Source organism: Dyadobacter fermentans DSM 18053, from assembly GCF_000023125.1.
GTDB classification, from domain to species: Bacteria; Bacteroidota; Bacteroidia; order Cytophagales; family Spirosomataceae; genus Dyadobacter; species Dyadobacter fermentans.
The window spans coordinates 1,238,726-1,264,337 of record NC_013037.1 but is presented as its reverse complement, the minus strand read 5'-3'; the positions used below and the strand labels follow the sequence as shown (position 1 = coordinate 1,264,337).

General features: G+C 49.3%; 22 protein-coding genes and 1 tRNA gene. 16 read left to right on the top strand and 7 right to left on the bottom strand.

Going from position 1 to position 25,612, the window contains the following annotated elements:
- Positions 1 to 63 precede the first annotated feature (63 nt).
- Positions 64 to 579: an FKBP-type peptidyl-prolyl cis-trans isomerase gene (locus DFER_RS05260; RefSeq protein ID WP_015810570.1), complete on the bottom strand. Its 516-nt coding sequence runs from the start codon at positions 577 to 579 to the stop codon at positions 64 to 66.
- 96 nt (positions 580 to 675) lie between these two features.
- On the opposite strand from DFER_RS05260, the gene DFER_RS05255 reads away from it, so the two are divergent.
- The 3 genes from DFER_RS05255 to DFER_RS05245 all read left to right on the top strand — a co-directional run bounded on the left by DFER_RS05255 (position 676) and on the right by DFER_RS05245 (position 3,335).
- Entirely contained in the window at positions 676 to 1,278 is a 603-nt protein-coding gene (locus DFER_RS05255) for an acyl carrier protein phosphodiesterase (RefSeq protein WP_015810569.1), read from the top strand.
- Positions 1,279 to 1,337: 59 nt separating this feature from the next.
- Positions 1,338 to 2,357, top strand: coding sequence for a DNA polymerase III subunit delta (holA, locus tag DFER_RS05250; RefSeq protein WP_015810568.1), 1,020 nt, complete (start codon positions 1,338 to 1,340; stop codon positions 2,355 to 2,357).
- Positions 2,358 to 2,432: 75 nt separating this feature from the next.
- Positions 2,433 to 3,335, top strand: coding sequence for a DNA-3-methyladenine glycosylase family protein (locus tag DFER_RS05245; protein ID WP_015810567.1), 903 nt, complete (start codon positions 2,433 to 2,435; stop codon positions 3,333 to 3,335).
- On the opposite strand, the gene DFER_RS05240 is transcribed toward DFER_RS05245, so the two are convergent.
- The 4 genes from DFER_RS05240 to DFER_RS05225 all read right to left on the bottom strand — a co-directional run bounded on the left by DFER_RS05240 (position 3,332) and on the right by DFER_RS05225 (position 6,483).
- On the bottom strand, positions 3,332 to 3,535 hold the full coding sequence (locus DFER_RS05240) for an Ada metal-binding domain-containing protein (protein WP_229206186.1): 204 nt from the start codon (positions 3,533 to 3,535) through the stop codon (positions 3,332 to 3,334). The genes DFER_RS05245 and DFER_RS05240 overlap by 4 nt on opposite strands.
- 63 nt (positions 3,536 to 3,598) lie before the next feature.
- Positions 3,599 to 4,300 carry a 2OG-Fe(II) oxygenase gene (locus DFER_RS05235; protein ID WP_015810565.1) on the bottom strand — a complete coding sequence of 234 codons (702 nt, stop codon included), beginning with the start codon at positions 4,298 to 4,300 and terminating at the stop codon, positions 3,599 to 3,601.
- A gap of 201 nt (positions 4,301 to 4,501) precedes the next feature.
- Positions 4,502 to 6,280, bottom strand: coding sequence for an ABC transporter ATP-binding protein (locus DFER_RS05230; RefSeq protein WP_015810564.1), 1,779 nt, complete (start codon positions 6,278 to 6,280; stop codon positions 4,502 to 4,504).
- Between the two features lie 129 nt (positions 6,281 to 6,409).
- Positions 6,410 to 6,483: transfer RNA gene (locus DFER_RS05225), tRNA-Met, on the bottom strand.
- Between the two features lie 199 nt (positions 6,484 to 6,682).
- Here DFER_RS05225 and DFER_RS05220 point away from each other — a divergent pair.
- The 6 genes from DFER_RS05220 to menD all read left to right on the top strand — a co-directional run bounded on the left by DFER_RS05220 (position 6,683) and on the right by menD (position 13,912).
- Positions 6,683 to 7,075, top strand: a complete 393-nt coding sequence (locus tag DFER_RS05220) for an START-like domain-containing protein (protein WP_015810563.1) — start codon at positions 6,683 to 6,685, stop codon at positions 7,073 to 7,075.
- Positions 7,075 to 8,571 carry an LptF/LptG family permease gene (locus DFER_RS05215; RefSeq protein WP_015810562.1) on the top strand — a complete coding sequence of 499 codons (1,497 nt, stop codon included), beginning with the start codon at positions 7,075 to 7,077 and terminating at the stop codon, positions 8,569 to 8,571. Before DFER_RS05220 ends, DFER_RS05215 begins: the two co-directional genes overlap by 1 nt.
- A 103-nt stretch (positions 8,572 to 8,674) precedes the next feature.
- Positions 8,675 to 8,950 carry a 30S ribosomal protein S15 gene (rpsO, locus tag DFER_RS05210; RefSeq protein WP_015810561.1) on the top strand — a complete coding sequence of 92 codons (276 nt, stop codon included), beginning with the start codon at positions 8,675 to 8,677 and terminating at the stop codon, positions 8,948 to 8,950.
- A 112-nt stretch (positions 8,951 to 9,062) separates the two neighbouring features.
- Positions 9,063 to 11,204 carry a polyribonucleotide nucleotidyltransferase gene (gene pnp / locus DFER_RS05205; protein ID WP_015810560.1) on the top strand — a complete coding sequence of 714 codons (2,142 nt, stop codon included), beginning with the start codon at positions 9,063 to 9,065 and terminating at the stop codon, positions 11,202 to 11,204.
- Between the two features lie 63 nt (positions 11,205 to 11,267).
- Entirely contained in the window at positions 11,268 to 12,131 is an 864-nt protein-coding gene (locus tag DFER_RS05200; protein WP_015810559.1) for a sigma-70 family RNA polymerase sigma factor, read from the top strand.
- A 71-nt stretch (positions 12,132 to 12,202) separates the two neighbouring features.
- On the top strand, positions 12,203 to 13,912 hold the full coding sequence (gene menD, locus DFER_RS05195) for a 2-succinyl-5-enolpyruvyl-6-hydroxy-3-cyclohexene-1-carboxylic-acid synthase (protein WP_015810558.1): 1,710 nt from the start codon (positions 12,203 to 12,205) through the stop codon (positions 13,910 to 13,912).
- 6 nt (positions 13,913 to 13,918) lie between these two features.
- On the opposite strand, the gene DFER_RS05190 is transcribed toward menD, so the two are convergent.
- Entirely contained in the window at positions 13,919 to 14,953 is a 1,035-nt protein-coding gene (locus tag DFER_RS05190) for a tetratricopeptide repeat protein (protein ID WP_143828672.1), read from the bottom strand.
- Between the two features lie 29 nt (positions 14,954 to 14,982).
- Between DFER_RS05190 and DFER_RS05185 the strand changes: the two genes are divergently transcribed.
- The 7 genes from DFER_RS05185 to trmB all read left to right on the top strand — a co-directional run bounded on the left by DFER_RS05185 (position 14,983) and on the right by trmB (position 24,245).
- Positions 14,983 to 15,234, top strand: coding sequence for a hypothetical protein (locus DFER_RS05185; RefSeq protein WP_015810556.1), 252 nt, complete (start codon positions 14,983 to 14,985; stop codon positions 15,232 to 15,234).
- Positions 15,235 to 15,394: 160 nt separating this feature from the next.
- The gene (locus tag DFER_RS05180) at positions 15,395 to 18,406 is read left to right on the top strand and encodes a tetratricopeptide repeat protein (protein WP_041734758.1); all 3,012 of its coding nucleotides are present in this window, start codon (positions 15,395 to 15,397) and stop codon (positions 18,404 to 18,406) included.
- Positions 18,407 to 18,449: 43 nt separating this feature from the next.
- Positions 18,450 to 20,120 carry a TonB-dependent receptor gene (locus DFER_RS05175; RefSeq protein ID WP_041734757.1) on the top strand — a complete coding sequence of 557 codons (1,671 nt, stop codon included), beginning with the start codon at positions 18,450 to 18,452 and terminating at the stop codon, positions 20,118 to 20,120.
- 30 nt (positions 20,121 to 20,150) lie between these two features.
- Complete coding sequence (locus tag DFER_RS05170) at positions 20,151 to 21,227, top strand: HU domain-containing protein (protein ID WP_015810553.1); 1,077 nt, start codon at positions 20,151 to 20,153, stop codon at positions 21,225 to 21,227.
- A 106-nt stretch (positions 21,228 to 21,333) separates the two neighbouring features.
- Entirely contained in the window at positions 21,334 to 22,260 is a 927-nt protein-coding gene (locus DFER_RS05165) for a hypothetical protein (RefSeq protein ID WP_015810552.1), read from the top strand.
- A 7-nt stretch (positions 22,261 to 22,267) separates the two neighbouring features.
- Entirely contained in the window at positions 22,268 to 23,569 is a 1,302-nt protein-coding gene (locus tag DFER_RS05160; protein WP_015810551.1) for a bifunctional folylpolyglutamate synthase/dihydrofolate synthase, read from the top strand.
- A 16-nt stretch (positions 23,570 to 23,585) separates the two neighbouring features.
- A complete protein-coding gene (gene trmB, locus DFER_RS05155) occupies positions 23,586 to 24,245 on the top strand; it encodes a tRNA (guanosine(46)-N7)-methyltransferase TrmB (RefSeq protein ID WP_015810550.1) in 660 nt (219 codons plus the stop codon).
- 70 nt (positions 24,246 to 24,315) lie between these two features.
- Here the strand turns inward: trmB and gap are convergent, their stop codons facing one another.
- Positions 24,316 to 25,329 (bottom strand): type I glyceraldehyde-3-phosphate dehydrogenase, encoded by a 1,014-nt coding sequence (gap, locus tag DFER_RS05150; RefSeq protein ID WP_015810549.1) that lies wholly within the window; start codon positions 25,327 to 25,329, stop codon positions 24,316 to 24,318.
- Positions 25,330 to 25,612: the final 283 nt, after the last annotated feature.

Below are 25,612 nucleotides of genomic sequence, written 5' to 3'. Positions count from 1 at the left end.
ATGACTGAATGATTGGATAAGGCGTTATTCGGTCATTCAATCATTCAGTCATTCAAAATTACATCAATGATGATGCACTCCGCCCGTACCGTGCACATGGCCGTGATCGAGCTCTTCTGCTGTTGCTGCGCGGATGCTGAGGATTTTGCCTGAAAAATGCATCTCCTTGCCTGCAAGCGGGTGGTTGAAGTTCATGATTACGACTTCGTCTTGGATTTCGACGATCTGGCCGTGCAGGCGCTCGCCGTCTTCGTTGGTCATCGGGATGATGTTCCCTACTTGGAGCAGCTCGTTTTGATCTACCTCACTGTTTTGGAACACCGATTTCGGCAGGTCTACAACCGCCTCTTCGTCATATTCACCATAACCTTCTTCGGGCGCTACCGTGAAATCGAAAGTGTCGCCGGCAGCGAGGCCTTCGATCTGATTTTCGAAGCCTTCGGGAAGGCCGCTGATACCGTGGATGAAATACATGGGATCGTTTTCAGTTACCACTTCCACCACATCCGTTTCGCCTTCCGAGTCCGGAATGCTGAGGCTATATGTTAACGCTACGACGTTATTTTTTTCGACTTTCATTTGCTAGTTTGATTAAAATAATGGTTGTTGTAAAAGAATTGTTCCCTGGATGAATACGGAACAAACGTACGGCAATTTTGTCAAAATGTCATTTAGATGAATTTTTTAGCGCATATTTTGCTGTCGGGTGAGAACGAGGGGGTGATGATGGGAAATTATGTGGGCGACTTCATCAAAGGGCGGTTAACTGATGAAAAGACCGCCAGCTGGAACCCGGATTATGTGCTGGGACTTAAACTGCACCGTTTCATCGATTCTTTCACCGACAAGCATCCCGACGTGCTCGATGCCAAGGATGTGGCGGCCGTTACCCAGGGCAAGCTGGCGGGGATTGTCATGGACATTTATTTCGATTATTTCCTTGCCAAAAATTTCGAGCATTATCATTCGGAACCGCTGCATTTATACGCGCACCGGATTTACTCGGTGATCGAGAAAAACGAGCACCTGATCCCGGAAACGATGGTACCGATGGTCCGCTCGATGATCCGGCAGGATTGGCTCACCACCTACGCCACACTCGGCGGCATCGATACTACCTTTCATAGGCTCTCGCGGCGCGCCGGGTTTTTGGCACCTATCTCCGGGGCTGTCAGCGATTTGCGGGCCAATGAGGAGTTTTATTATACCAAATTCCTTTCCTTTTTCCCGGAACTGCGCCGTCAGGCAGGTCAATTTATCGTCGAAAACGCGGCATAAATCGGTGCGGAAAGGTAAATTTGATGTCCGGATTACAGACCGGTCCAATCTGCAAACTAATGGCACAAACACCCGATATCATTCTCAAAGAGCTGAGAAGCAAGAAGTTCCGGCCGCTCTATTTTCTGCATGGCGACGAGCCCTATTACATTGATGCGATTGCGGAAGAGCTTGAAAACAAGGTCGTTCCGGAATCGGAGCGCGGTTTTAACCAATTTGTGCTTTACGGGAAGGACACGGATATGGCCGGTGTGCTGAGCTACGCGCGCCGTTTTCCGTTCATGGCAGAGCGGCAGCTCGTGCTCGTGAAAGAAGCGCACCGGCTCAATGGCATTGAGCAGAAGGAACAACAGCAGCGCCTGGAAGATTATGCATTGAACCCGGTGCCGAGCACCGTGCTGGTTTTTTGCTATCATGCCAATGCGGACGAGCGCAAGTCGTACCTGAAAGCCTGCAATGCGAACGGCGTGGTGGTGCAGTCCAAGAAGATGTATGACAACAAGTTACCCGACTGGGTGGCTTCCTTTTGTCAGCATGAAGGTGTAAAAATCAGTCCGAAAGCGGTGCAAATGCTGGTGGACAACATTGGAAATGACTTGAAACGCCTTTCGAACGAGATCCGTAAAATTATGGTAAATCTGCGGGTGGATGAGGGCATCGACGCCTCGGCGATCGAGAAATTCGTCGGCATCAGCAAGGAATACAATGTGTTCGAATTCCAGAAAGCGCTCATGCATCGCGACGTGCTGAAAGCGAACCAGATAGCCGCATTTTTTGCCTCTAATCCCAAAGACAACCCGCTGGCCCCGGTGTTGATCATTCTTTTCGGGTTCTTTTCAAAATTGCTCCTTACGCATGCCGCTCGCGATAAGTCGGAGAAGGGCCTGGCTGCCGAGCTGGGGGTCAATCCTTATTTCGTTAAAGATTATCTGCTGGCTGCGCGTAATTATCCGATGGGAAAGGTCGCCGACGTGATCCATTACCTGCGCGAATGTGACGGACGCCTGAAAGGGCTCGACGGCAACAGTGTGCCCGAAGGCGAGCTGCTGCGCGAGCTTGTTTTCAAAATCGTGCATTGACGGCAATGTACATTTCGCATGATTTCCGCAAGAAACGGGTTCAAAACATAATCAGGACCGGTGTAATTTTCGAAAATGGATCAACAAACTATTCTTATCCCGAATCCGCCGCTGTTCAGTTTCCGCGAATGCCACTGGTTTCTCGACCGCGATTTTGACGATTGCATGCACACCATTCGCGGCAATGCGGTTCTGAAAGCAATCCGGACGTCGTTTGGCGATATCCTGTTTCGGGTGAGTGAAGAAGCTAATTTCCTGAAAACCGAGATTTTGTACGGAGCCGCAGCCCCCGAAGCGCGTGACCTCGTTGTCGGTTACGTGGCCAACTGGTTCGACCTGAACCGTGATATCGAGCCGTTTTACGACCTTTTGGCAGCCGATTCCCGCCTCGCTTACATGACCGACGCCTTCCGGGGTTTACGATTGGTCGGCATTTCGGACATGTTCGAAGCGATTTGCTGGTCCATTATCGGTCAGCAAATCAACCTCACATTCGCGTACAAGCTGAAACGGCGGATGGTGGAACGCTACGGCACGCACGTGGAGTGGAACGGCGAGGTCTTCCCGGTTTTTCCAACCCCCGAGGCGCTGGCCAATGCCGGCATCGACGAGCTGCGTGCCATGCAATTTTCTCAAAAAAAGGCGGAATACGTGGTAGGCATTGCACAAGCATTCGCCGATGGAAAACTGAATGCGGAAGTGATCAGCGCATTACCCGATTTCGCGTCGCGGCAAAAAGTGCTGGTTGCGTACAAGGGTGTGGGTATCTGGACGGCCAATTATGTGCTCATGAAAACGTTCCGCATGCCCGAAGGCATTCCGCACGGCGATGTAGGCCTGCTAAATGCGCTCGCTGGGCATGGTATCATTGGGGATCGGAGTGAGAAGGAAAAAATTGAGGCGCTCTTCCATGCATTTCCCGGCTGGGAAACTTACCTGACATTCTATTTATGGCGCAGCCTCGCTATGAAACGTTAGGATTGCCGCCGCTTCCATTCCAGATATTCCTGGCGCATGCAATGCCCGCATGGCCGGTAACCGTGTGCGAGCGCGTCGCGCACATCCTCGAAGAAGACGCGGTTTTTACGTTTCATGCGCTTGCCTGAACCGCATGATAACTGGCCGTAAATTTTCAGTTTGCAGTTCCCGGCAATGGTGATCTGCCGGCTGCTAATCATTACGCTCAGTTTCCGGCTTGTGCCGAAATGTTGAGGACCTATATCGTCGTGTCGGATCATCGGCTAGCTCAATGCATCGTGAAAGATAATGCCTAATGTATACCGCCGGCCTTTGTGCACCTCGCTTACGCCGTGTTTCATATTCACCCGGTAATAGCCTTTGCTTCCTTTTACCGGTCTGAAATTGGTCGTGAATAGCAGTGCATCACCTTTTTGAGGTTTCGAAACAATGGCTTTGGATTGCGCACGCGGGATTTGTTCGGTCATTACGAACTCTCCGCCGGTATAGTCCTGCTCCGGGTCGTTGAGAAACAGCACCATTTGAATCGGAAAGAACAACTCGCCGTAAAGATCCTGATGCAGGGTATTATGGCCGCCCTGGCCGTATTTCAGAATGAGGACAGTAGGCTGCATTTGCCCATGCGAGCGGCAGAGCTCCTGAAAGTCTTGAAAACGAGCAGGGTAGGGCTGCGTCTTCGTCAGCACATTCATCCATTGATTAGCCACCGGCGCCAGCTGCGGATACACACTCTCGCGAATCCGATGGATAATTGGTGGTAACGGGTAGGAGAAATACTTGTATTCACCAAGGCCAAACCGATAACGTTCCATGACGATCGTTTTGCGATAATGCGTCGAATCGTCGTAGGCGGAAACGAGGTCGTCGCATTCTTCCGCATTCAAAACCCCCGTCAGCCGCGCATAGCCACGCCGGTGCAGGTTATCCCGTACATCCGCCCAGTCAAGGTCTTCCAAATTGATCATAGCAAGTGATTTTTTGATTTAATAAACCAAAATTACCAGGCCCGCGGCGGGCGGGAAACCTGAATCTTGCTTGATTGGGAGGAGAATGATTGAATGATTGAATGATTGAATGATTGAATGATTGAATGTGTGAATGTGTGAATGATGGAATGACGAATGAGAGAATCTTTACTCAATCATTCAATCATTCAATCATTAAAACTAAGCCGAAAGCACCGTCTCGTCCTTCCTTTCGCCAATCTGCTGGCGCCACATGGCGTAGTAGAGACCTTTTTCTTCCAGTAAGGCGTGGTGGTTGCCGGTTTCGACTACGCGGCCTTTTTCGAGGACGTAGATGCGGTCGGCGTACATGACGGTGGACAGGCGGTGGGCGATCATGACGGTAATGTGCTGACGCTGGTCGGTGATGTCGCGAATCGTGTTGGAAATTTCCTCTTCCGTGAGGGAATCGAGCGCCGAAGTGGCTTCGTCGAAGATGATCAGGTGCGGATTACGCAGGAGCGCACGCGCGATGGAAAGGCGCTGCCGTTCGCCGCCTGATAATTTCAGTCCGCCTTCGCCGATTACCGTGTCGATGCCGTTCTCGGCGCGTGCGAGGAGGTTGAAGCAGGCCGCTTTGAGCAGCACATTGTTGATCATTTCGTCGGTCGCTTCCGGGTTTACAAACAGCAGGTTTTCTTTGATCGTACCCGAAAAAAGCTGCGTATCCTGCGTCACGAAGCCGATTTTATGCCTGATTTCGTCAAAATCAATTTCTTTGCCATTGATACCATTATAGAATACGGTGCCGTCGTTGGGCTGGTAAAGGCCCACGAGCAATTTCACGAGGGTGGTTTTTCCGGAACCCGACGGTCCTACGAATGCGATGGTTTCGCCACGCTTTACATTAAACGAAATGTCTTCTAAAGCGGGACGTTTGGCGGTTTGGTGCTGGAACTTCACGTGATCGAACTGCAACTCCCGGATGTCGGTAATGCTCGCCGGATCAGCCGGTTTGTGTTCCACCGGACGGGCCAAAAGCCCTTGCAGGTTGTTTAGCGAAGCCTCGGCCTCGCGGTAGGAGAGTATCACATTGCCCAGCTCCTGCAATGGCCCGAAAATGAAGAACGAGTAGAATTGCATCATCATCATTTGCCCCACGGTAATTTTATCCCGGAACACGAAAAACAGTAATGCGAACATCACGCATTGTTGTAGAAAATTGACGAATGTCCCTTGAATGAAACTTACCGAACGGATGCTTTTTACCTTTTTGAGTTCCAGTTGCAGGATTTTGTAGGTGGTGGTGTTCAACCGGCCGATTTCCTGCTGCGTTAGCCCAAGGCTTTTAACCAGCTCGATATTGCGCAGCGATTCAGTTGTGGAGCCCGCCAGTGCAGTGGTTTCCTTGACGATATTCTTTTGTATCGTTTTGATTTTCCTGCTTAAAACACTCGTTAAAAACGCCAGGATAACCGCGCCGACCAGGTAAATCAGCGGCAGCATCGGGCTGAGCCGGAATGCGACGATTACCACAAACACAATTCCCACCGAGGTGAAAAACAGCACGTTAACGAAATTAAGAATGAACTTCTCGCAATCGGCGCGGACTTTCAGGAGCACGGAAAGCGTTTCGCCCGAGCGCTGATCCTCAAAGTCCTGGAAAGGGAGCCGGAGCGCGTGGCGCAGACCGTCCGTATACAGGGCAGCGCCAAATTTCTGAATCACCACATTTACCAGGTAATCCTGGAACGCCTTGGCAATACGCGACACCATCGCCACGCCGATGATCATCAGCAGCCCGAGCAGCACGCCTTTGAAAAACTCGTCGCCCAGGTCTTTGGAACGAAATTCGGCGGCTTTGTTGGCGTAGGGGTCAATGAGGTAATTACCGAGGATGTAGGGATTGAGCAAGGAAAATATCTGGTTGATGGCGGCCATCACGAGGGCAAGGAAAATGAGCCCTTTGTACCTGCTCAGGTATTGGATCAATAATTTCATACAGTTGTGAGGTGATTCGGTGGTGTTACCAATTACTGTAAACCGAAACGCGCGGATTTTAATTCTCGTTGAATGCGTAAAATGCAGGGCAAACAAAAAAGACATCCGGAAGGGATGTCTTTGACAATGTAGCGGGGAGCAGGATCGAACTGCCGACCTTAGGGTTATGAATCCTACGCTCTAACCATCTGAGCTACCCCGCCGTCGTAATTGTGGTGCAAAAGTATGTTAAAGAATGTTACGATGCAACCGGTTTGTCCATTTTTAGCGTAAATTTCGAATATTTTTAAAACAACAAATTTACATTTGCACGCTTTTATTGTCGATTTATGTTATATTACAACTTTTAAATCAGCACATAAGGTAAGCACTAATGAGGCTGCTCCTTTAATTTCAGCACGTATGGAAAAATATAAATTTGTTAAAGAATTTGAGTTGCGTTCCTCCCCTAAAGTTCTCTTTCCATATATTTCCACGCCCTCGGGCCTTGAACAATGGTTTGCCGAGAAGGTTACTGTGCTGCCCGATCACCGGTTCGATTTTCAATGGGACGGCGACAGCCACATTGCCCGCCAAACCGGACTGAGGATTAACAAAGCCGTTCGTTTTGATTTTGAGGACACCAGTGAAGATAACCTTGACAACAACCATCTGGAACTAAAATTAGAAGTTAGCGAGTTAACGCAAACGACCTTCCTGCGCATTATCGACTATTCGTCGAACAAGGATAAGGACGAGCTGACTTCCTTGTGGGAGGGGTTTATTGATAATTTAAGAGAAATAGTAGGTAGTTGATGAAAAAGCTGGATAAGCTTATTTTAACGTCCTTTTGGGGACCTTTTGTGATTACAATGTCGGTCGTGGTGTTCGTCTTTCTGATGCGGATCATGATCTTTTATATAGATGACTTCGTGTCCAAAGACCTGAATGTCATGGACTATGCACAGCTATTCTTCTTTTTCAGCCTCATTACCGTTCCCACGGCACTGCCGCTCGCAATGCTGCTTTCCTCGCTGATGGCATTCGGTAACCTGGGCGAATTCTTTGAGCTTACGGCCATCAAAAGTGCTGGTATTTCGGTGGTGCGGGCCATGGCGCCGTTGTTCATCGTAGCCGTCGGGATCAGCGTTTTTTCCTTTTATTTCAATGATAGGGTGTCGCCCTGGGCCAATTTGAAGGGTTATAGCCTGCTCTACGATATCAAAACGACCAAGGCGACGCTGAAAATCAAGGAAGGGATTTTTTATAATGACCTGCCGGGATATAGTATCAAAGTGGACGAAAAGCTAGAAAATGGCAAGATGACCGGCATGGTGATCTACAAGCACAACAGCCGGTCGTACGAGTTCGGGAATACGGAAATCATCCTCGCCGACTCGGGCAGAATGTATTCGATTAATGAGAACCGTTACCTGGTGATTGAGCTTTACAACGGTACACGCTACACGGACGAGCAGGGCTCGGCAAGTTCGCGGCCCGTTTACATTTCGTCGCCCGCCGGCACCCAAACGCCTTACTCGAATTTCAACCGGCAGTCGTTCAGGCATTACCGGATGACGGAAAGCCTCGCTTCTTTTGGGATGAAACGTACGGACGAAGGGCAGTTTAAGTACCACGAGTTCATGAAGAACATCAGCGACCTCACGCACACGGCCGATTCGCTGCGCACTTCATACCAGGAAACGAAGAAAAACCTTGTGTCGGGTAGTCAGCAATATTACTCGTACAACTATCGGGAGGGGACTGACAAGACGATCAAGCCTGGCAAATGGATCGATTCGCTGGTGACCCGGCCGGTTTCGGATAGTTTGAAGAAAGAAATCCTGACGAACACAAAAGCGGCGTCGAACAGCATGCTGAGCTACATCAAGTCGCAGCAGGATTACCTGCAAACGAAGCTGAAAGACGCGAGCAAATACGAGCTCGAAAAGCATCACAAATACACCCAGGCACTTTCCTGCCTGATCATGTTTCTCATCGGCGCGCCGCTGGGGGCCATTATCAAGAAAGGAGGCTTCGGCGTGCCGGTGCTGGTTTCGATTTTGTTCTTTATCCTATTGTATGTTTTGACTAACCAGGGGGACAAATGGGTGAAGGAAGGGCTGGTAGCCGTGCCGGTGGGCGCGTGGATGGCGAATACCATTCTCTTTTTGACAGGTATGTATTTCATCGATCGCGCACGCAGCGATTCCCGGCTGTTCGAAAAGGACGTGTATCAGATGTTCTTCAAAAGAATTAAGTCGAAATGGGCAAGTAGATTTGGCAAAAGGGAGCTTATCACTCATAATTAATTTAAATTATTTTAAAAACCGGTTTTAAAACCCTACTTTTGCATCCTTATTTGCGGCAAGGTGCCGTTATTACTACATATCATTTTAATCTGTTGTTACAATCATGTATTTAACCGCGGAAAAGAAGAGCGAGATCTTCGAATCGAAAGGTTTTAAAAAGGAGGGCACCGACACGGGCTCTGCTGAATCACAAATTGCTTTATTTACGTACCGTATCAATTATCTGAACGAGCACCTCAAAACGCACAAGAAAGATAATGATACACGTCTGGGCCTCCTCAAAATGGTAGGAAAGCGCAGAAGATTGTTGGATTATCTTTACAAAAAAGACATCAATCGCTATCGTGCGATCATCGCCGAATTGAACATACGTAAGTAATTTGAAATCAGGGAACTTGACATATGTGCAAGTTCCCTGATTTTTTGCGGAAAAACAGAACATTACCGGGGCGACAGGACGGCGTCTCACAGCTACAAAAATCAAATATTCTATGCTCTTTAATATAGTTACCAAGACTATAACCTTACCGGACGGCAGGGAAATCACAATTGAAACAGGAAAATTAGCGAAGCAAGCCGACGGATCGGTGGTTGTCAGACTGGGTAACACCATGTTGCTGGCTACGGTTGTTGCTAACAAGGATATTAAAGAAGGTCTCGACTTTCTTCCGTTGTCAGTTGATTATCAGGAGAAATTCGCATCTGCCGGACGTATTCCCGGAAGCTTCCAGCGCCGTGAGGGCAAACTTTCCGATCACGAAGTATTGACCAGCCGCCTCGTTGACCGTGTATTGCGCCCATTGTTCCCCGACGATTACCATGCGGAAGTTCAGGTAAATATCCTTCTGATCTCTGCGGACGCAGAAGCATTGCCTGACGCACTCGCTGCACTGGCGGCATCAGCTGCTTTGGCCGCATCCGATATTCCTTTCGGCGGACCGGTTTCAGAAGTTCGCGTTGCGAAAATCGACGGCGAATACGTGATCAACCCAGGCACGACTGCATTGGCTAATGCAACTCTCGACCTGATGGTAGGCGCGACGTATAACGATATCGCGATGGTGGAAGGTGAAATGAGCGAGGTTTCAGAAGAGGAAGTGATCGAAGCATTGAAAATCGCACACGAAGCTATCAAAACCCAATGCCTTGCTTTGAAAGAATTCGAAGCGGCGGTGGGCAAAACTGAAAAAAGAGAATACGTAGGCGATCCTGCGGACGATGCACTTGAAGCACGTCTGCGCGAATTCGCTTATGGCAAAATATACGCGGTAACGCAACTGGGTTCAACCAACAAAACTGTAAGAAAAGACGGTTTCAAAGCTGTTTGGGAAGAATTCAAAACAACCATTACCGAAGAAGAGGCCGCAGAATTCAACGAAGGACTTGCGAAACGTTATTTTAATGACCTCGTTTGGGAAGCTTCACGCCGCCTGGTACTGGACGAAAGAAAACGCCTCGACGGCCGCGCGCTGGACCAGGTGAGGCCGATCGCTTCGGAAGTGGACTTCCTTCCTAACGCACACGGATCGGCATTGTTTACCCGCGGTGAAACGCAATCATTGACTACCGTAACGCTCGGTACCAAGCAGGACGAGCAGATCGTGGACACCCCATTGAAATACGGTTACAGCAAGTTTATGCTGCACTATAACTTCCCCGGCTTCTCAACCGGCGAAGTGAAGCCTAACCGCGGTCCCGGCCGTCGTGAAGTAGGTCACGGTAACCTTGCATTGCGCGCATTGAAAAAAGTACTTCCTGCTGAGGGGGATAATCCATACACGATCCGTATCGTTTCCGATATCCTCGAATCAAATGGCTCGTCGTCGATGGCGACTGTTTGCGCAGGTTCTTTGGCATTGATGGACTCAGGTTTGAAAATCAAAGCGCCGGTGTCGGGTATCGCAATGGGTCTTATCTCTGACGAGGCTACTGGCAAATACGCGGTTCTTTCGGACATCCTCGGCGATGAAGATCACCTGGGCGATATGGACTTCAAAGTAACCGGAACGGCCGAAGGTATCACTGCCTGCCAGATGGATATGAAGGTGAATGGCCTTTCATTTGAAGTGCTGACAGAAGCATTGATGCAAGCCAAAGCGGGCCGTCTGCACATCCTCGGTGAAATGAACAAAACCATCACCGAAAGCCGTCCTGACCTGAAACCACACACGCCACGTGCTATCGTGATCAAAATTGATCGTGAGATGATCGGTGCGGTGATCGGACCAGGCGGAAAAGTTGTACAAGACATTCAAAAAGAATCCGGCGCAACGATCTCTATCGAAGAGAAAGATGGCGCAGGCTTCGTAAGTATATTCTCTGCTGATAAGTCTTCCATGGATAAGGCAGTTGCACGGGTTAAAGGCATCATTCTGGTCCCTGAAATCGGTGAAATCTATTCCGGTAAAGTTAAGTCTATCATGCCTTTCGGAGCGTTCGTCGAGTTCCTCCCTGGCAAAGACGGTTTGTTGCACATTTCCGAGATCAAGTGGGAGCGCCTCGAAAAAATGGACGGCGTTCTGGAAGTAGGAGAAGAGGTGCAGGTGAAGCTCGTCGAAATCGACAAGAAAACCGGCAAATACCGCCTTTCACGCAAAGTATTGTTACCAAAGCCTGAGAACAAAAAAGATTAATTCAGTGTTCTTCTAGGCAGGAACGGTAAACGTCGTTATATAACATACTTAATAAAGACATAGATGAGACAGCTAAAGATCAGTAAGCAAATTACCAACCGTGAAAGTCAGTCATTAGATAAATATTTGCAGGAGATCGGTAAGGTGGATTTGCTAACGCCGGATGAGGAGGTGACGTTAGCTCAGAAAATCAGGGATGGAGACCAGCTGGCTTTGGAACGTCTGACCAAGGCGAACCTGCGTTTCGTGGTGTCTGTTGCCAAGCAATATCAAAATCAAGGCTTGTCGCTGGGTGACCTGATCAACGAGGGAAACCTCGGTCTGATCAAGGCAGCACAGCGTTTCGATGAAACAAGAGGTTTTAAATTCATTTCTTACGCGGTTTGGTGGATTCGTCAGTCGATCCTGCAAGCATTGGCGGAACAGTCACGTATCGTGCGTTTACCCCTCAACCGTGTAGGTTCTTTGAATAAAATTTCAAAAACTTTCTCCGAACTGGAACAGCGTTTCGAACGCGAACCATCGCCGGAAGAGTTGGCGGAAGTACTGGAAATTTCTTCTTCCGAAGTAGTGGACACGATGAAGATCTCCGGTCGTCACGTTTCTATGGACGCGCCATTTGTACAAGGTGAAGAAAACAGCCTTCTGGACGTTCTGGAAAATGACCTGGAAGATAAGCCGGATTCCGGCCTTGTGAACGAATCGCTCCGCAAGGAAGTACAACGCGCATTGTGCACGCTTACCCAACGCGAAGCGGACGTGATCGCCCTGTATTTCGGCCTTAATGGCGAGCATGCGATGACTTTGGAGGAGATTGGGGAGAAGTTTAACCTTACCCGCGAGCGCGTGCGCCAGATCAAGGAGAAAGCGATCCGCAGATTGCGCCACGTTTCCAGAAGCAAAGCTTTGAAAACCTATTTGGGTTAATGCATATTTTAATGCAAACCTTGTAATTCATTTAAATAGCCTCTTTCGGGAGGCTATTTTCATTTGTGACTATGGCTATTTTACAACCTTTGATCGACATGGCCGAGATCTGCTACCGGCAGGGTATCCGGCATGTGGTGATATCTCCCGGCTCGCGCAGCGCCGCGCTTACGCTCGCATTCGCACGTCACGGCGGGTTTCAAATGCATGTGTGTATCGATGAGCGACCGGCAGGCTTCATCGCCCTCGGAATAGCCCAGCAAATCGATGCTCCGGTGGTTTTGATATGCACGTCGGGCAGTGCGGCCTATAACTTCGCTCCGGCCGTTTCTGAGGCGTTTTTTCAGCAAATTCCGTTGCTCGTGCTGACGGCGGACCGGCCGAAGGAATGGCAGCATCAGTATGATGGTCAGACGATTTACCAAACGGCCATTTTCGGCCAGCACGTGAAGCGCTCGTTCGAAGTTTCGCCGGACTACGCCCACCCGGATGTTCAATGGGCGATCAACCGGATCACCAATGAGGCGATTAACCTGGCGTCTATCGCGCCAAACGGGCCCGTACACATCAATGTCCCCATTCGCGAGCCGTTTTACCCCGTTGCACAGGAGGAGCTAGCCGCCTCTGATGAAGTAAGGATTATCAAACGGCTGGAAAATGCGATCACATGGCCGCAGCAAGTCTTGGAAGAATTGCTGGACGAGTGGGAGAGTGCTCCGCGAATCCTGATTGCCGGCGGGCAAGGCAGGCCTGATGCAGCGTTGAATGCGGTACTGAACCGCATCAATGAGGAGTGGCAGATCCCAGTTCTCGGGGATTGCATTTCAAACCTTTCGGGTGCTGAAATGATCCGCCATCACGATTTGTTTCTGGGCAAATCAGAGACGGAAAAGCTACGGCCCGATTTGCTGATTACCTTCGGAATGTCGTTCGTATCAAAGGAATTCAAGCAATTTATTCGAAAAAACCCGCCCAAATATCACTGGCATATTGGACAAGATGCATTTCTGGCTGATCCGTTTCAATCTGTGACTCGCGATATTCCGGGAAAAGCGGCTGTGTTCTTCGAGAGTTTATTTGAAAAACTTGATTATCAATCCTTTGTTGAGAATGCTGACCTTGGGCATGATACTTCTTTTTATGCCCTATGGCAGGAAAATGATCGGAATGCGGGGCGAAAGAAGCATGAAACACTTCGAAATCTACCATTGTTAAGTGACTTAACTTTGTTAGATCGTGTGTTTAAATGTTCAGAAAAGAGATATCAGTTACATGTAGCCAATAGCATGTCTGTACGCTATGCAAATGTGCTGGCTACGGAAACTGAATGGGCAGGCGTGTTTGCGAATAGGGGAACGAGCGGGATCGATGGTTGCGTAAGCACGGCCATCGGGGCGGCAAAAGTGAATGGCCAACCAACTTTGCTGATCGTCGGCGACGTCGCATTTTTGTATGATCGCAACGGATTGCTGATCGACCGGCTGCCGCAGAACCTGAAAATCGTCGTACTGAACAATGCGGGAGGAAACATCTTCCGGATGATCGACGGGCCGGGCAACTTGCCGGAGTTGGAAACGTATTTTGAAACAAGGCATTCCTTTTCCGCACGACGCACGTGTGAAGATTCGGGAATTGCATATTTCCATGTTTCCAACCTGGACACAGCGGAGCAGACGGTTAACGAATTTTTGGCATTCGACGGAATCGCCCTGTTCGAAGGCTTCACTGATCCCGTCGAAAATACCAGGGCTTGGAGAGCGCTCAAACGTGCGCTGCACTAGCCGTGCTTAGCGACAATATTTGCCCGCCTCCGCAATCGCCAGGGAGTCTTTTAGCACGACTCCCTGCTTCCATATCCTGCAAGCCTCTGCCATGTTTTTCTGTGCGTGATAGGCCTGGCCGGCCAATCCGTAGAGCAATTCCACAGGTTCGGCTATGTCGATCGCTTTATTGAAGCTTTTCAGCGCTTCCTGCGTGCTTCCCTTTTGCTGGTAATACATGCCCAGATTACGCAATGCATAACCATTTTCAGGCAGCTTTTCGAGCGATCGCTCGATCAGCACTTTCGCCTCCTCCGGCTTGCCGGATTGCAGCAGGGCATACCCTTTATTATTGAGTGAATACGGCTCCGAAGGATCGCGGCTAAGCACCTGGTCGAAGTAGGCGATGGCTTGCTGCCATTGGTGATTCCTGGAAGCGATCAGTCCAAGGTTGTTCAATGCCTGCGGCTGCGCGGGGTCGAGTGCGACGGCCGTTTCAAAATCCAACCGGGCTTCGGTGTAGGAGCCCATGCGGTAATACACGGCGCCGCGGTTCACGTAAGCTTCGATGTTCGTCTTGCTGAGTTGGAGGGCGCGGTCGTATTCGGGTATCGCCTGCGATGAATTGCCTTGCGCGTCGAGCAGGTTGCCTTTTACGAGGTGGAAGCGGGTGGAGTCCTTATATTCCTTTTCAATTTGTTCGAGATCTGCTTTGGCGTCGTTCAGGCGGCCCAAATTAAGGGATGCTTCCGCCCGCACGAGATTTGCCTGTACCAAGGTAGGATCAATGCGGATCGCTTCTGACAAAATCTCGTGCGCATCATTTGTGCGGCCCAATTTCAACAAAGTTATGCCCTTGTTGAGATAGGCGTCCGAAAAATCTGCATTTTTGGCAATCGCTTCGTCGTAGAGCCTCAGCGCTTCGGCATAGTTCTTTTGATTTAACGCCTGGTTCCCTTTCAGGAAAAAATCGGCGGCATCCTTTTTACGCTGACTCGTGCAGTTTAGTAATATTAGTACTAATAAAAATAGCTGAGATAAGGTATTGATTTTGAATAACATATATTTAGTAATAGTAAGTAACATCAGTTATGAGGTACATTAAAGACATCCCTAACCCTCGCTACAAAATCGGTCTTTACCAATGGAACAGCAAGTACATTATCAAAATTGAATCGGGAATGTATGAGCAAACTTACAAAATCGACGATTACGAAGTGACGTCCACCGACGAGCTCGAAGCGTGTATGGACGATGCATTCACGAAGGCGATTGCAGATCGTTTCGATGCCATGCACGACGATTTCAACGGAACGCTGCAACGGCATAATGTGCTTTTTTAGCCATTTCGGCAAGGTTCCGGCAATGGAACGTATACGGTTTTAAATCGCTTTTCGTTAGATAGCAAACAATTTTAAGCGGTAAGTGCGGACCAGAATATTCTTTTATCAGGATATGGCAGACCACAAAAACTTAATTCAAAACTCCACCAACTCAGTATCTATGGTTTTTAAACGCAGCGCCTCCACCGTCGGCATGTTTGTGTGTGTAGGCGCGTCTTCCGTAGTAGCCCAGAATACGCTCAGTATTACGGAGCCGGAAGCACACTTTCGCAACGGCCTCGAATATTACGCAAAGTCGAACTACGTGGCTGCGAGGCAGGAATTCGGCGAGTTCCTGAATACGCAGGACAAATTGCTCAGTACGAGCGACTATAATAAGGTTACAGCGGAATATTATGTGGCTGTTACGGGCTTGTACCTCAATTACCCCGAAGCGGAAGTGCAGGTCGACCGGTTTGTAAAGAACCACGCGGAGCACCCCAAGGCACAGCTCATTTACAGTGATCTGGGCAAATACTATTATGAAAGCGGCAACTATGAAAAGGCGATTACCTACCTTGAAAAGGCGGTGGATCTGCCTGGGGCAGGAGCAGGGAGGCTGGAAAGCACCTATCGCTTAGCTATGTCGTATCATAACACCAAGCAGCCCGACCTTGCATTGCCGTTGTTTAATCAGGTGAAAAACGAGGCGGGTTTCGATAATGCCGGCGATGCATCGTTCTACGCAGGCGTGATCAACTACCAGAAAAATAACTTTGAGGAAGCGTACCAGGATTTCAAGCGTATCGAGGATCATCCTTATTATAAAAACGAAGCGCCCAACTGGATCATTTCGTCGCTGTACCAGCTCAAAAAGTTTGATGAGCTACTCACATACGGAGAACGTATCCTCGGCTCGCAGCGTGGGAATACCAAGTTGGACGACGTGGCCTTGTACGTGGCCGAAGTTTATTACGAGAAAGGCGATTATGCTAATGCGGTGAAAGCCTACGAGCGCTACAAGCGCATGCGGCCCGGTGCGATCCCCCCAACCGTAGCATTGCATTACGGCCATGCGCAGTTCCGTAATAACAACTTTGAGGGTGCAATCACCTCTTTAAAGCCCATCGGAAATGGCAAAGACTCTGTTTCGCAGTATGCAAGTTACATCCTCGGAATCAGTAACTTAAAGACGAATAGTTTAACTAATGCTTTAACATCATTCGGTAACGCAGCATCTCTTGACTTTAACCCTGTTGTGAAGGAAGAAGCGGCCTATAATCATGCGAAGGTGCAGCTGGAACTCGGTAACAATGCCGATGCAGTAAAAGAGCTGAACAATTACATGGCTAAGTACCCGGAGAGCAAACACACCGAGGAAGCGACCGAACTGGTGGCAGAAGGATACGCGAATGCAAGCAACAGCTCGGCCGCCATAAAGTACATTGAGGCGCTAAAAACGCGCAATGCTAAAATAAATAGTACATATCAGAGGCTTACTTACAACCAGGGCGTGGTAGATTTCAATGCAGGCCGGTTTGAGCAGGCGATTGAGATGTTCGATAAATCACTGAAACACCCGATCGACGCTGAGCTTTTCAACTCTGCATCTTTCTACAAGGCGGAGTCGGTGTACGGGTTGAAGCGCGTGGATGAAGCCGCGACATTGTATAATCAGATTGCCAAGAATCCGAAAGCTGGCATTTACGCACGTAAGAGCCTTTATGCCTTGGGTTACATTTACTACAACCAGAAAAAATACAGTCAGGCACTGCCTTACTTCCGCGATTTTACCAACAATATCGAGGGAATGGAGGCCGATATGATCGAAGATGCGCACGCAAGGCTGGCCGACTGTTACCTGGCGGCCAAGAATTACAACGAGGCCATCCGTACCTACGAGCAGGTTGCTGCAAAGGGCAAAGTAGACAAGGATTACGCATTGTTTCAGAAAGCCCGCGCGTATGTGTACATGAACCGCGAGGCGGAAGCGAAACGCCAGTTTGAATTGTTGATCAGCCAGTACCCGCAGTCGAAGCACCTGGATAATGCCTATTTCCAGCTCGCCGACATCGATTTCCAAAACCAAAGCTACTCGGCGGCCGTGAAGGGCTTTACACGGATGATTAATGAAAAACCAAAAAGCACGCTCATTCCAGCCGCATTGCTCCGCAGGGCACAGTCGTACTACAACTTGCAGGTTTACGAGCAGGCGATTGTCGATTTCCGTAAAATCCTGACCGAATATTCCGATTCACCATCGGCGGAAAGTGCGCTTGAAGGTATCCAGGAAAGCTATTCGGCCGTGGGGCGTCCGGAGGAATTCAACCAGGTGCTTGGAGTGGTAAGAAAGAACAACCCGGGTAATGAGAAGCTCGAAGGCGTTGAGTTCGATAATGTGCGCAACCTCTATTATGCTGAGAAATACGAGAATGCGATCACTTCATTGCAGGAGTTTTTGAAAAGTTACCCGGCTAGCAAGCACCAGTATGATGCTACCTACTTCATCGCGTCGTCGTACGACAAGACTAATCGCGTGAATGAAGCACTTCAATATTACAGTAAAGTGGTTCAACAAAACAGGTCGCAGTTTGTGGGCGCCGCCGCGCAGCGTTCGGCCGAGCTCGAGATCGGACGCGGCAACTTCAACAACGCTGTGACGAACTTCCGCGTGCTTTCCCGCAATGCCGAAAACAAAAAAGACCAGGCAACCGCGTGGACGGGCCTCATGGACACCTATTTCACATTGAAGAGCTACGATTCGACGCTTTACTATGCGAAGGAGATCATTAACATGGGTAATATCGTGCCGGCAAACCTTGGCAAGGCACAGCTCTACCTCGGTAAAGTGCCTTACGAAAAAGGCGATCTGAGAAAGGCAGGGGAAGAATTCAAAAAGGTATCGGCGTCGTCCAAGGATGAATTTGGTGCGGAAGCAGCATACTGGTCGGCCATGATCCTTTACAAAGAGAAAAAATACAAGGAGGCGGAGACGGCTATCATCGATATGGGCAAGAACTTCGAAGGGTTTGATTACTGGCGCGCGCGCTCGTTCATTCTGCTCGCAGACGTTTACGTGGGCATGAACGAGAAAGTTCAGGCAAAAGCGACGCTGAATTCGATTATTGAGAACTCGGATGACAAGGAAGCCGTAGAACTCGCGAAAGAAAAATTGAACCAAATCGAAAAATAGCATTGAACCATTGCTGTTTCATTCAACAGAAAACTTCATTAAAATGACGCATTCCAAGATATTACGCTCTTCACTGATGCTGCTGACGCTCGGGTTCTCTTCCCAATTCGCATTGGCACAGCGGGGGGAGATCGAGAGCCAGACTTACGAGATTATCAAGGACAAAAGCATTGAGTTCGCTCCCGCCAACCGGGTTTTTGATAAAGTACAGCCCGTAAAGGGGGAAACGGGCAAAAAGAAGGTTTCTTACCAGATCGTCGATCCGGAGATCAACATCGCTTCGCCCAAACTTACGCCAGCCGTAGCAGCGTCGTCGGACGAGCAAAGCCGGAAGGACGAGCCCGATGCCCTGAACAATTACGTGAAAGCGGGAGGCGGTAATTACGGCCGTTTTCTCGGCGAATTGTTCGTGGGCGGACGACCCAAAGAAGACCTCGCATTCACTACCCAGCTGAAACACCTGTCGGCAGCCAACGGGCCGGTCGATGGCAAGAATTCGGCCAATGCCGCCACAAGTTTCAAAATCGGCGGGAAATATATCCGTTCGAAATACAAAGTGGATGCAGGATTTAATTTTGATCGGAAGAACTACTATTTCTACGGCTACAAACCGCAGCCGGAAGGCGTGATCGTGGATCGCGACACGATCCGGCAGACGATCAACCAGTTTGGCTTTAACCTGGGCTTCGAGAATACCGATGCGTCGGTACTGGTGGATTATTCGGTAAAAACCGGTTTGAACACTTTGAAGGACCGCTATAATGCTTCTGAAATTGACTGGGGAACCAATCTGACGGCCTCTGTACCCATTTCGGAAAGCTTTTTCGCAATGCTGGAAGCGGATGCGTACGTCTCGCAGCGTGTCGACCAGTCCACCTACAATCGGAATTTGTTCCGTGTTAAACCTACTTTCAAGTACGTGACCGACATGTTCTCGGTTTCGGCGGGGATTAATGCAGTGAATGAGACTGACAGCCATCTTGACATTAACCGTACCAAAGCGTTTCCGGCCGTGAACCTCGACGTAACGCCATTCTCGGGCTTGCATATTTTCGCAGGCTGGAACGGCGATATTGTTCGAAACACGTTGAGAAGTATGCTTTCAGAAAATCAATGGCTGGGGCCTAATGTGCTGGTAATGAATACGGAAAAGTCATCTGATATCAGTGCAGGCGTTAAAGGCGAAACGGCTACGGGCGTCAACTACGAAGGTAAAGTCGCTTACACCTCTTACCGCAATTTCTATTCTTACAACAACTCGCTTTCGGACACGTCGCGCTTCTCGGCTATTTTTGACCCGGGAAAAACCAAGGTGCTAACGATCTCGGCACAGGCCGGTTATAATTTCAATGAACTGTTCAAAACCTCGCTTAAAGCCAATTTCTTCGACTATGCCGTAGAAATGGTGGAGGAGCCCTGGCACCGTCCGGACCTAACTTTGAACTGGTTCAATGCGCTTACGATCAGCAAAAAACTCTTCGTGACGGCGGATTTTTATATGTTGAGAGGCTTGAAAGCGAAAAATTTTCAGTCCGGTGCAGTCACCAAATTGCCGGTCATTACCGACCTCAATCTTAAAATCGACTACCTGTTAACCAGGAACTTCTCTGCATTTGTGAACCTGAACAACGTATTGGGCAAGCGGTACCAGCGCTACCAATATTACCCGCAGCAGGGATTGAACTTTATTGCCGGATTGTCATTTTCTTTTTAACTTCGCTGAGTTAACACCAATCTTCGCTTCATGATAGCAGTCGAAACAGTCATCCGGAAACTCATTGGAGAATACGAATTCGTGATCATTCCCGGCTTCGGAGCCTTGCTTTCACACCAGGTTCCGGCAGTTTATGACGGGAATTCGGGCATTTTCGCGCCGCCGGTTAAACGCCTGGCGTTTAATGAGTACCTGAAACTGGACGACGGCCTGCTGGCAAATTACATCTCGCGCCATGAAAAAGTGACGCACGCCGATGCAGTGGAGTACATTAAAGGCTACACCGACCGCCTGAGATCCGGCCTGGACATCAACGGAGAGGCAAGCATTGCCGGAATCGGTGACTTCAAACAGAATGTGGAAGGGAAGCTGGTGTTCGAACCTAACACTGGTAAGTATTTCAAAGACGAGTGGTTCGGGTTCGAAAAAATCAAAGCTATTGAAATACAGCCGAAAACAGCGGCCGCATTAAACACGGCGCCTTATGTGAACGACGAAGTGGAAGTGGTTGAACTCGAAACGGAGGAAAGACGCCGGTTCCGCTGGACGGGCTGGGCAGCCGCAGCGGTGATAGCCGGTCTGCTGTGCGGCCTGAGCTTCTTTCTGGTTAACACCGAAAACGAATACATTCAGAGCACGCTGAACCCATTTGCGGAAATGTTCAGCCGCAATAAGGCTGCGGAAACGACCATCGTAAAAAATGAAGGAGCGCCTGCACCCAATCCTGTGACTGAAACGGTTGTGGTTGAAGCGGACCCGATGCCGGTTGATTCAGCTGTGGCTGTCACGCCTGAAACCCCCGTTGCAACGCCAGCAGCCACACCGGTTGCCGCGCCAGCGGTAGCAGCACCGAAACCAGCGGAGATCGCATCCGGGAAGTTTTACGTGATCGCAGGAGCATTCAAAGGCACGAAACAGGCGAAAGTTTTACTCGCGCAACTGAATGAAAAAGGTTTTTCCAAAGCATTGATCATTCCTGCCGACGAGAGGAGCAAAAAAGTGAAAGTAGCCGTGGATGGATTTGACAATGAAACGGATGCGTACCGTGCTTCCAACCAGCTTAAAGCGGTGATCGGAGAAGCGGGATGGGTTTACAAGAAAAAATAAGGTTTTAAACCAGCAAATACAGAAAGGAGGTCATTGGCCTCCTTTTTTTGTTGCATACGTTTTTTACTACTTTTACGTTTTCCGAAAGAAAAACCCAGATTGATAAATGATCACATTACAGGCAGAAGACCGGCAGCGAATCGCAATTTCATGGGCGTGGTCCTTCGGGATTACCGCTGCCATGTTGGGCATATTCTTCTTCATCCGGCTGAGCTCGTCGCTTCCCAAAGTGGAACCTATGGAACTGTTCGTGGAAGTGAACTACGGAACCAGCAAGGTGGGCAGAGGGGACATTCAAACCTACAACAAGCCCAACGACAGCAAAGTGGCCGAAAACATGAAGGCCGATGCCGATGAGGTTAAAAAGGTCAAGTCGGTGGCTACTCCGAAACCGACGCCTCCCACACCGCCTAAAATAGAGTCGCCAAAGCCCACAAAAACGGTCGCTGAGAAGCCCGCGATCACTTCGAAGGTAGAGAGCCCGGTAGAGGCGCCCGAAAAGACTGACGTCAAAAAATCGACAGGTAGCGAGAATGCTTCCGCACCAGTGACCAAGCCGGCCCCTGAGAAGGCGGTTAATAAGGATGCGCTATTCAGCAAATCGTCCGGCAGCAAGTCGGGGAGCAACGGTACAAATGGAACCAGAAGCGGCATTGGCGGCAACAATAACGGCGACGACGCGGAAGGCGTGGGTGACAAAGGTTCTAAAACGGGAAGCCTTTTCGCAAAAACTTACAAAGGTGAAGGCGGCGGAGGCGGCACGAACGTGGGCCTGAACCTGTCGGGGTGGAGCTGGTCGAGACGGCCGGTCGTGGATGATAATTCCGATGCAACAGGGGATATCACCTTTAAAATCACTGTGGACCGCAACGGCCGCGTCAAAAGTGTGATCACGCAGGCGACTACCGTGACTGACTATGCCGTGGTAAACAAGTATAAAGCCGCCGTGAGGGACCTCACTTTCGTACCGAAATCAGCCAACGTGCCCGACGAATCAATCGGCACAATTACCTTTAAAATACGTTCACGTTAATATTTAAATGACATATCAGGAAACGATCGAATATCTGTACGACAGATTGCCGGTTTTTCAGAATATCGGGGCCCGTGCTTTCAAGCCGGGCCTTCATACTACACGGGAGCTATGTAAGCTCCTGGGCGATCCGCAGGATCAGTTTCCCACAATCCATATTGCAGGCACTAATGGCAAGGGAAGCACTTCTCATATGCTCGCGGCAATCCTCCAAGAAGCAGGTTACCGCGTCGGATTGTACACATCGCCTCATTTAAAGGACTTTCGGGAGCGAATCCGCGTTAATGGCGTGCCGGTTTCGGAAGATTTCATTGTTGATTTTATCGACGATCAGAAATCTAACATTGAAAGATTATCTCCATCATTCTTCGAAGTCACAGTTGCGATGGCTTTTTCGTATTTCGGGCGATCGAAAGTCGATGTTGCCGTAATCGAAGTGGGCATGGGCGGGCGGCTGGATTCCACCAATGTGATTACGCCTGAGCTGTCAGTGATTACCAACATCAGTTTCGATCACATGCAGTTTCTTGGAGATACGCTGGGCAAAATTGCGGCGGAAAAGGCCGGTATTATCAAAAATGCCGTGCCCGTCGTCGTGAGCGAGGACCAGAATGCGGAAATATCCGATGTCATCACAGCCGCGGCAGAAAATGCCCAGGCACCATTGACGTTCGCTGCGCGTGCGTACGACGTAACATACGTGGGCATGCGCGACGGACTAATGCTGGTGAATATCCAAAACCGCGGGTCGGGTGATTTGGAGGCGGAAAATCTCGCTCTTGACCTTACCGGTTCTTATCAATTGAAAAACGTTGCCGGCGTTTGGGCCGCCAGAAAGGCCCTTTTGTCGAAAGGTTGGAACATTTGCGATGAAGCCGTCATCCGTGCGTTACGCGCTGTGGGAAGCATCACGGGTTTGAAGGGACGGTGGCAGCAATTGGGCCAGGCCCCCAATGTCTATTGCGACACGGCGCACAACACGGCCGGGCTCACAGCCACCCTGGCACAATTTGAAAGCGTTTGCAAAGGTAAAAAGCGGTTTGTGATCGGGTTTGTCGGTGATAAGGACATTTCGACCATGCTTTCGCTGTTCCCGCGCGATGCGCAATATTATTTTTGCGAACCTTCCAACATGCGTGCATTAAAAGCGCCGGAATTGCAGGCCAGGGCACTGGAATGCGGCTTGGCAGGCGAAACCTTCGGAAATGTGAAAGAAGCGCTTGCAGCGGCATTACGGGATTCCGCACCGACGGACGCGATCTATGTGGGAGGCAGTACATTCGTCGTAGCAGATATTGAGAATTTATAGAGCATATTCAAGTATAATGGGCAGAAAAAAGTTAGCGTTTTACAGGTTTAGTGAAGAAGCAGACAATGTAGTGCAGGCGGGCAAACCGCTTTATTCGGAAATCAAAGGCAATTGGAATAAACTTTACTTTAACAACGAGAACCCGATCGTCGTGGAATTAGCCTGCGGCAAGGGGGAATACACGATCGGTCTAGGCGCGAAGTTCCCTGATAAGAACTTCATTGGCGTGGACATCAAAGGCGACCGCATTGCGCGGGGGAGTGCCATGGCCAGCGAGCAGAATTTAACGAACGTCGCATTTCTGCGGGCAGGCATCCAGTTTTCCGAGGAGTTTTTTGGCCAGGGCGAGCTAAGCGAAATCTGGCTCGTTCATCCGGACCCGCAGGTTCGCAACCGCTATGAGAAATATCGCCTCACAAATCCCACGTTTTTGAGCAGGTATGCCAATTTTTTGAAGCCGGGAGGGATGTTTTTCGTGAAAACAGATAACACGTTTTTTTACGAATACAGTTTGCAGACGTTGAGCGAGGACCCGAAATTCAGGATACTCGAACATACCGACGACTTGTATCACTCGCATTTGTTAGATGAGCATCACGGCGTGCGTACACATTACGAAGCAATTTTCACAGCGAAGGGTTACACGATCAAATACATTAAAGCGCAGCTGGTTTAGGTGACGCCAGTAAAGAGAAAAGCCCGTTCCGGCAATGCCAGAACGGGCTTTTTCAGTATTTGACTAGCAGTTACTTCTTGATCAGGCTCGCGAAGTAATAAACTGTTCTTACCAATTGGGATACGTAAGACATTTCGTTGTCGTACCAGGAAACAGTTCTAACCAACTGAACGTCACCTACTTTCTGAACGCGTGTCTGCGTAGCATCGAACAGCGAGCCGTAGCTGATACCGATGATATCGCTGCTCACGATTTCGTCTTCTGTGTAACCGTAGCTTTCGTTAGCGGCAGCTTTCATAGCGGCGTTAATTTCTTCCACAGTAGTTTCGCGACCCAAAACAGCCGTCAATTCAGTCAATGAGCCAGTGAGCGTAGGAACGCGTTGAGCTGATCCGTCGAGTTTGCCTTTCAATGATGGCAACACGAGACCGATCGCTTTTGCAGCACCTGTACTGTTTGGCACGATGTTTTGAGCAGCAGCTCGCGCTCTTCTCAGGTCACCTTTTGGATGTGGCGCATCCTGGGTGTTCTGGTCGTTAGTGTAAGCGTGGATGGTGGTCATCAAACCATTTACGATGCCGAATTGCTCTTCCAGCACCTGTGCCATTGGGGCAAGGCAGTTGGTTGTACAAGAAGCGCCGCTGATAATGGTTTCAGATCCGTCCAGGATATTGTGGTTTACGTTGAAAACGATGGTTTTCAAATCGCCAGTTGCAGGAGCGGAGATTACAACTTTCTTAGCACCCGCAGTGATGTGCGCGCTTGCTGATTCTGCACTGGTGAAGAAACCGGTACATTCCAGTACAACGTCTACATCATGTTGTGCCCAGGGAATTTGTGAAGGATCGCGTTGTGCATAGATAACGATATTCTCGCCGTTTACAACGATTGAGTTATCGGTAGGCTTAACGTCAGCGTCGAAACGTCCTTGCGCGGTATCGTATTTGAGGAGATGTGCTAATACTTTTGGACTGGTCAAATCATTGATGGCTACGATGTCGATGCCCTCCATGTTGTAGATTTGACGGTAAACAAGGCGGCCGATGCGGCCAAATCCGTTGATTGCGACTTTTACTTTTGACATATCAAGGTAGATTGGTTATTTCAGCCGCAATATTAATAAAAATGTATGCGGATGAAAAGTAATAGATGGAAATATAAAGGAACAAGCAAATAAAGTGGAAAATGTCATTGATTTTAGTAAAATTAGCAGGAAATAAACTTAAATTTAGTAATTCCCGCGTTGAGTTTTGCTAATTCAAATAGTGTTTCTATTACGCGTGTTTATATTTTGTTTGTATAGTTATAACCTATAATATTGCGACTCGGTTCCCCTGACGATGATTTGTTATTTACTTAGATCGCCA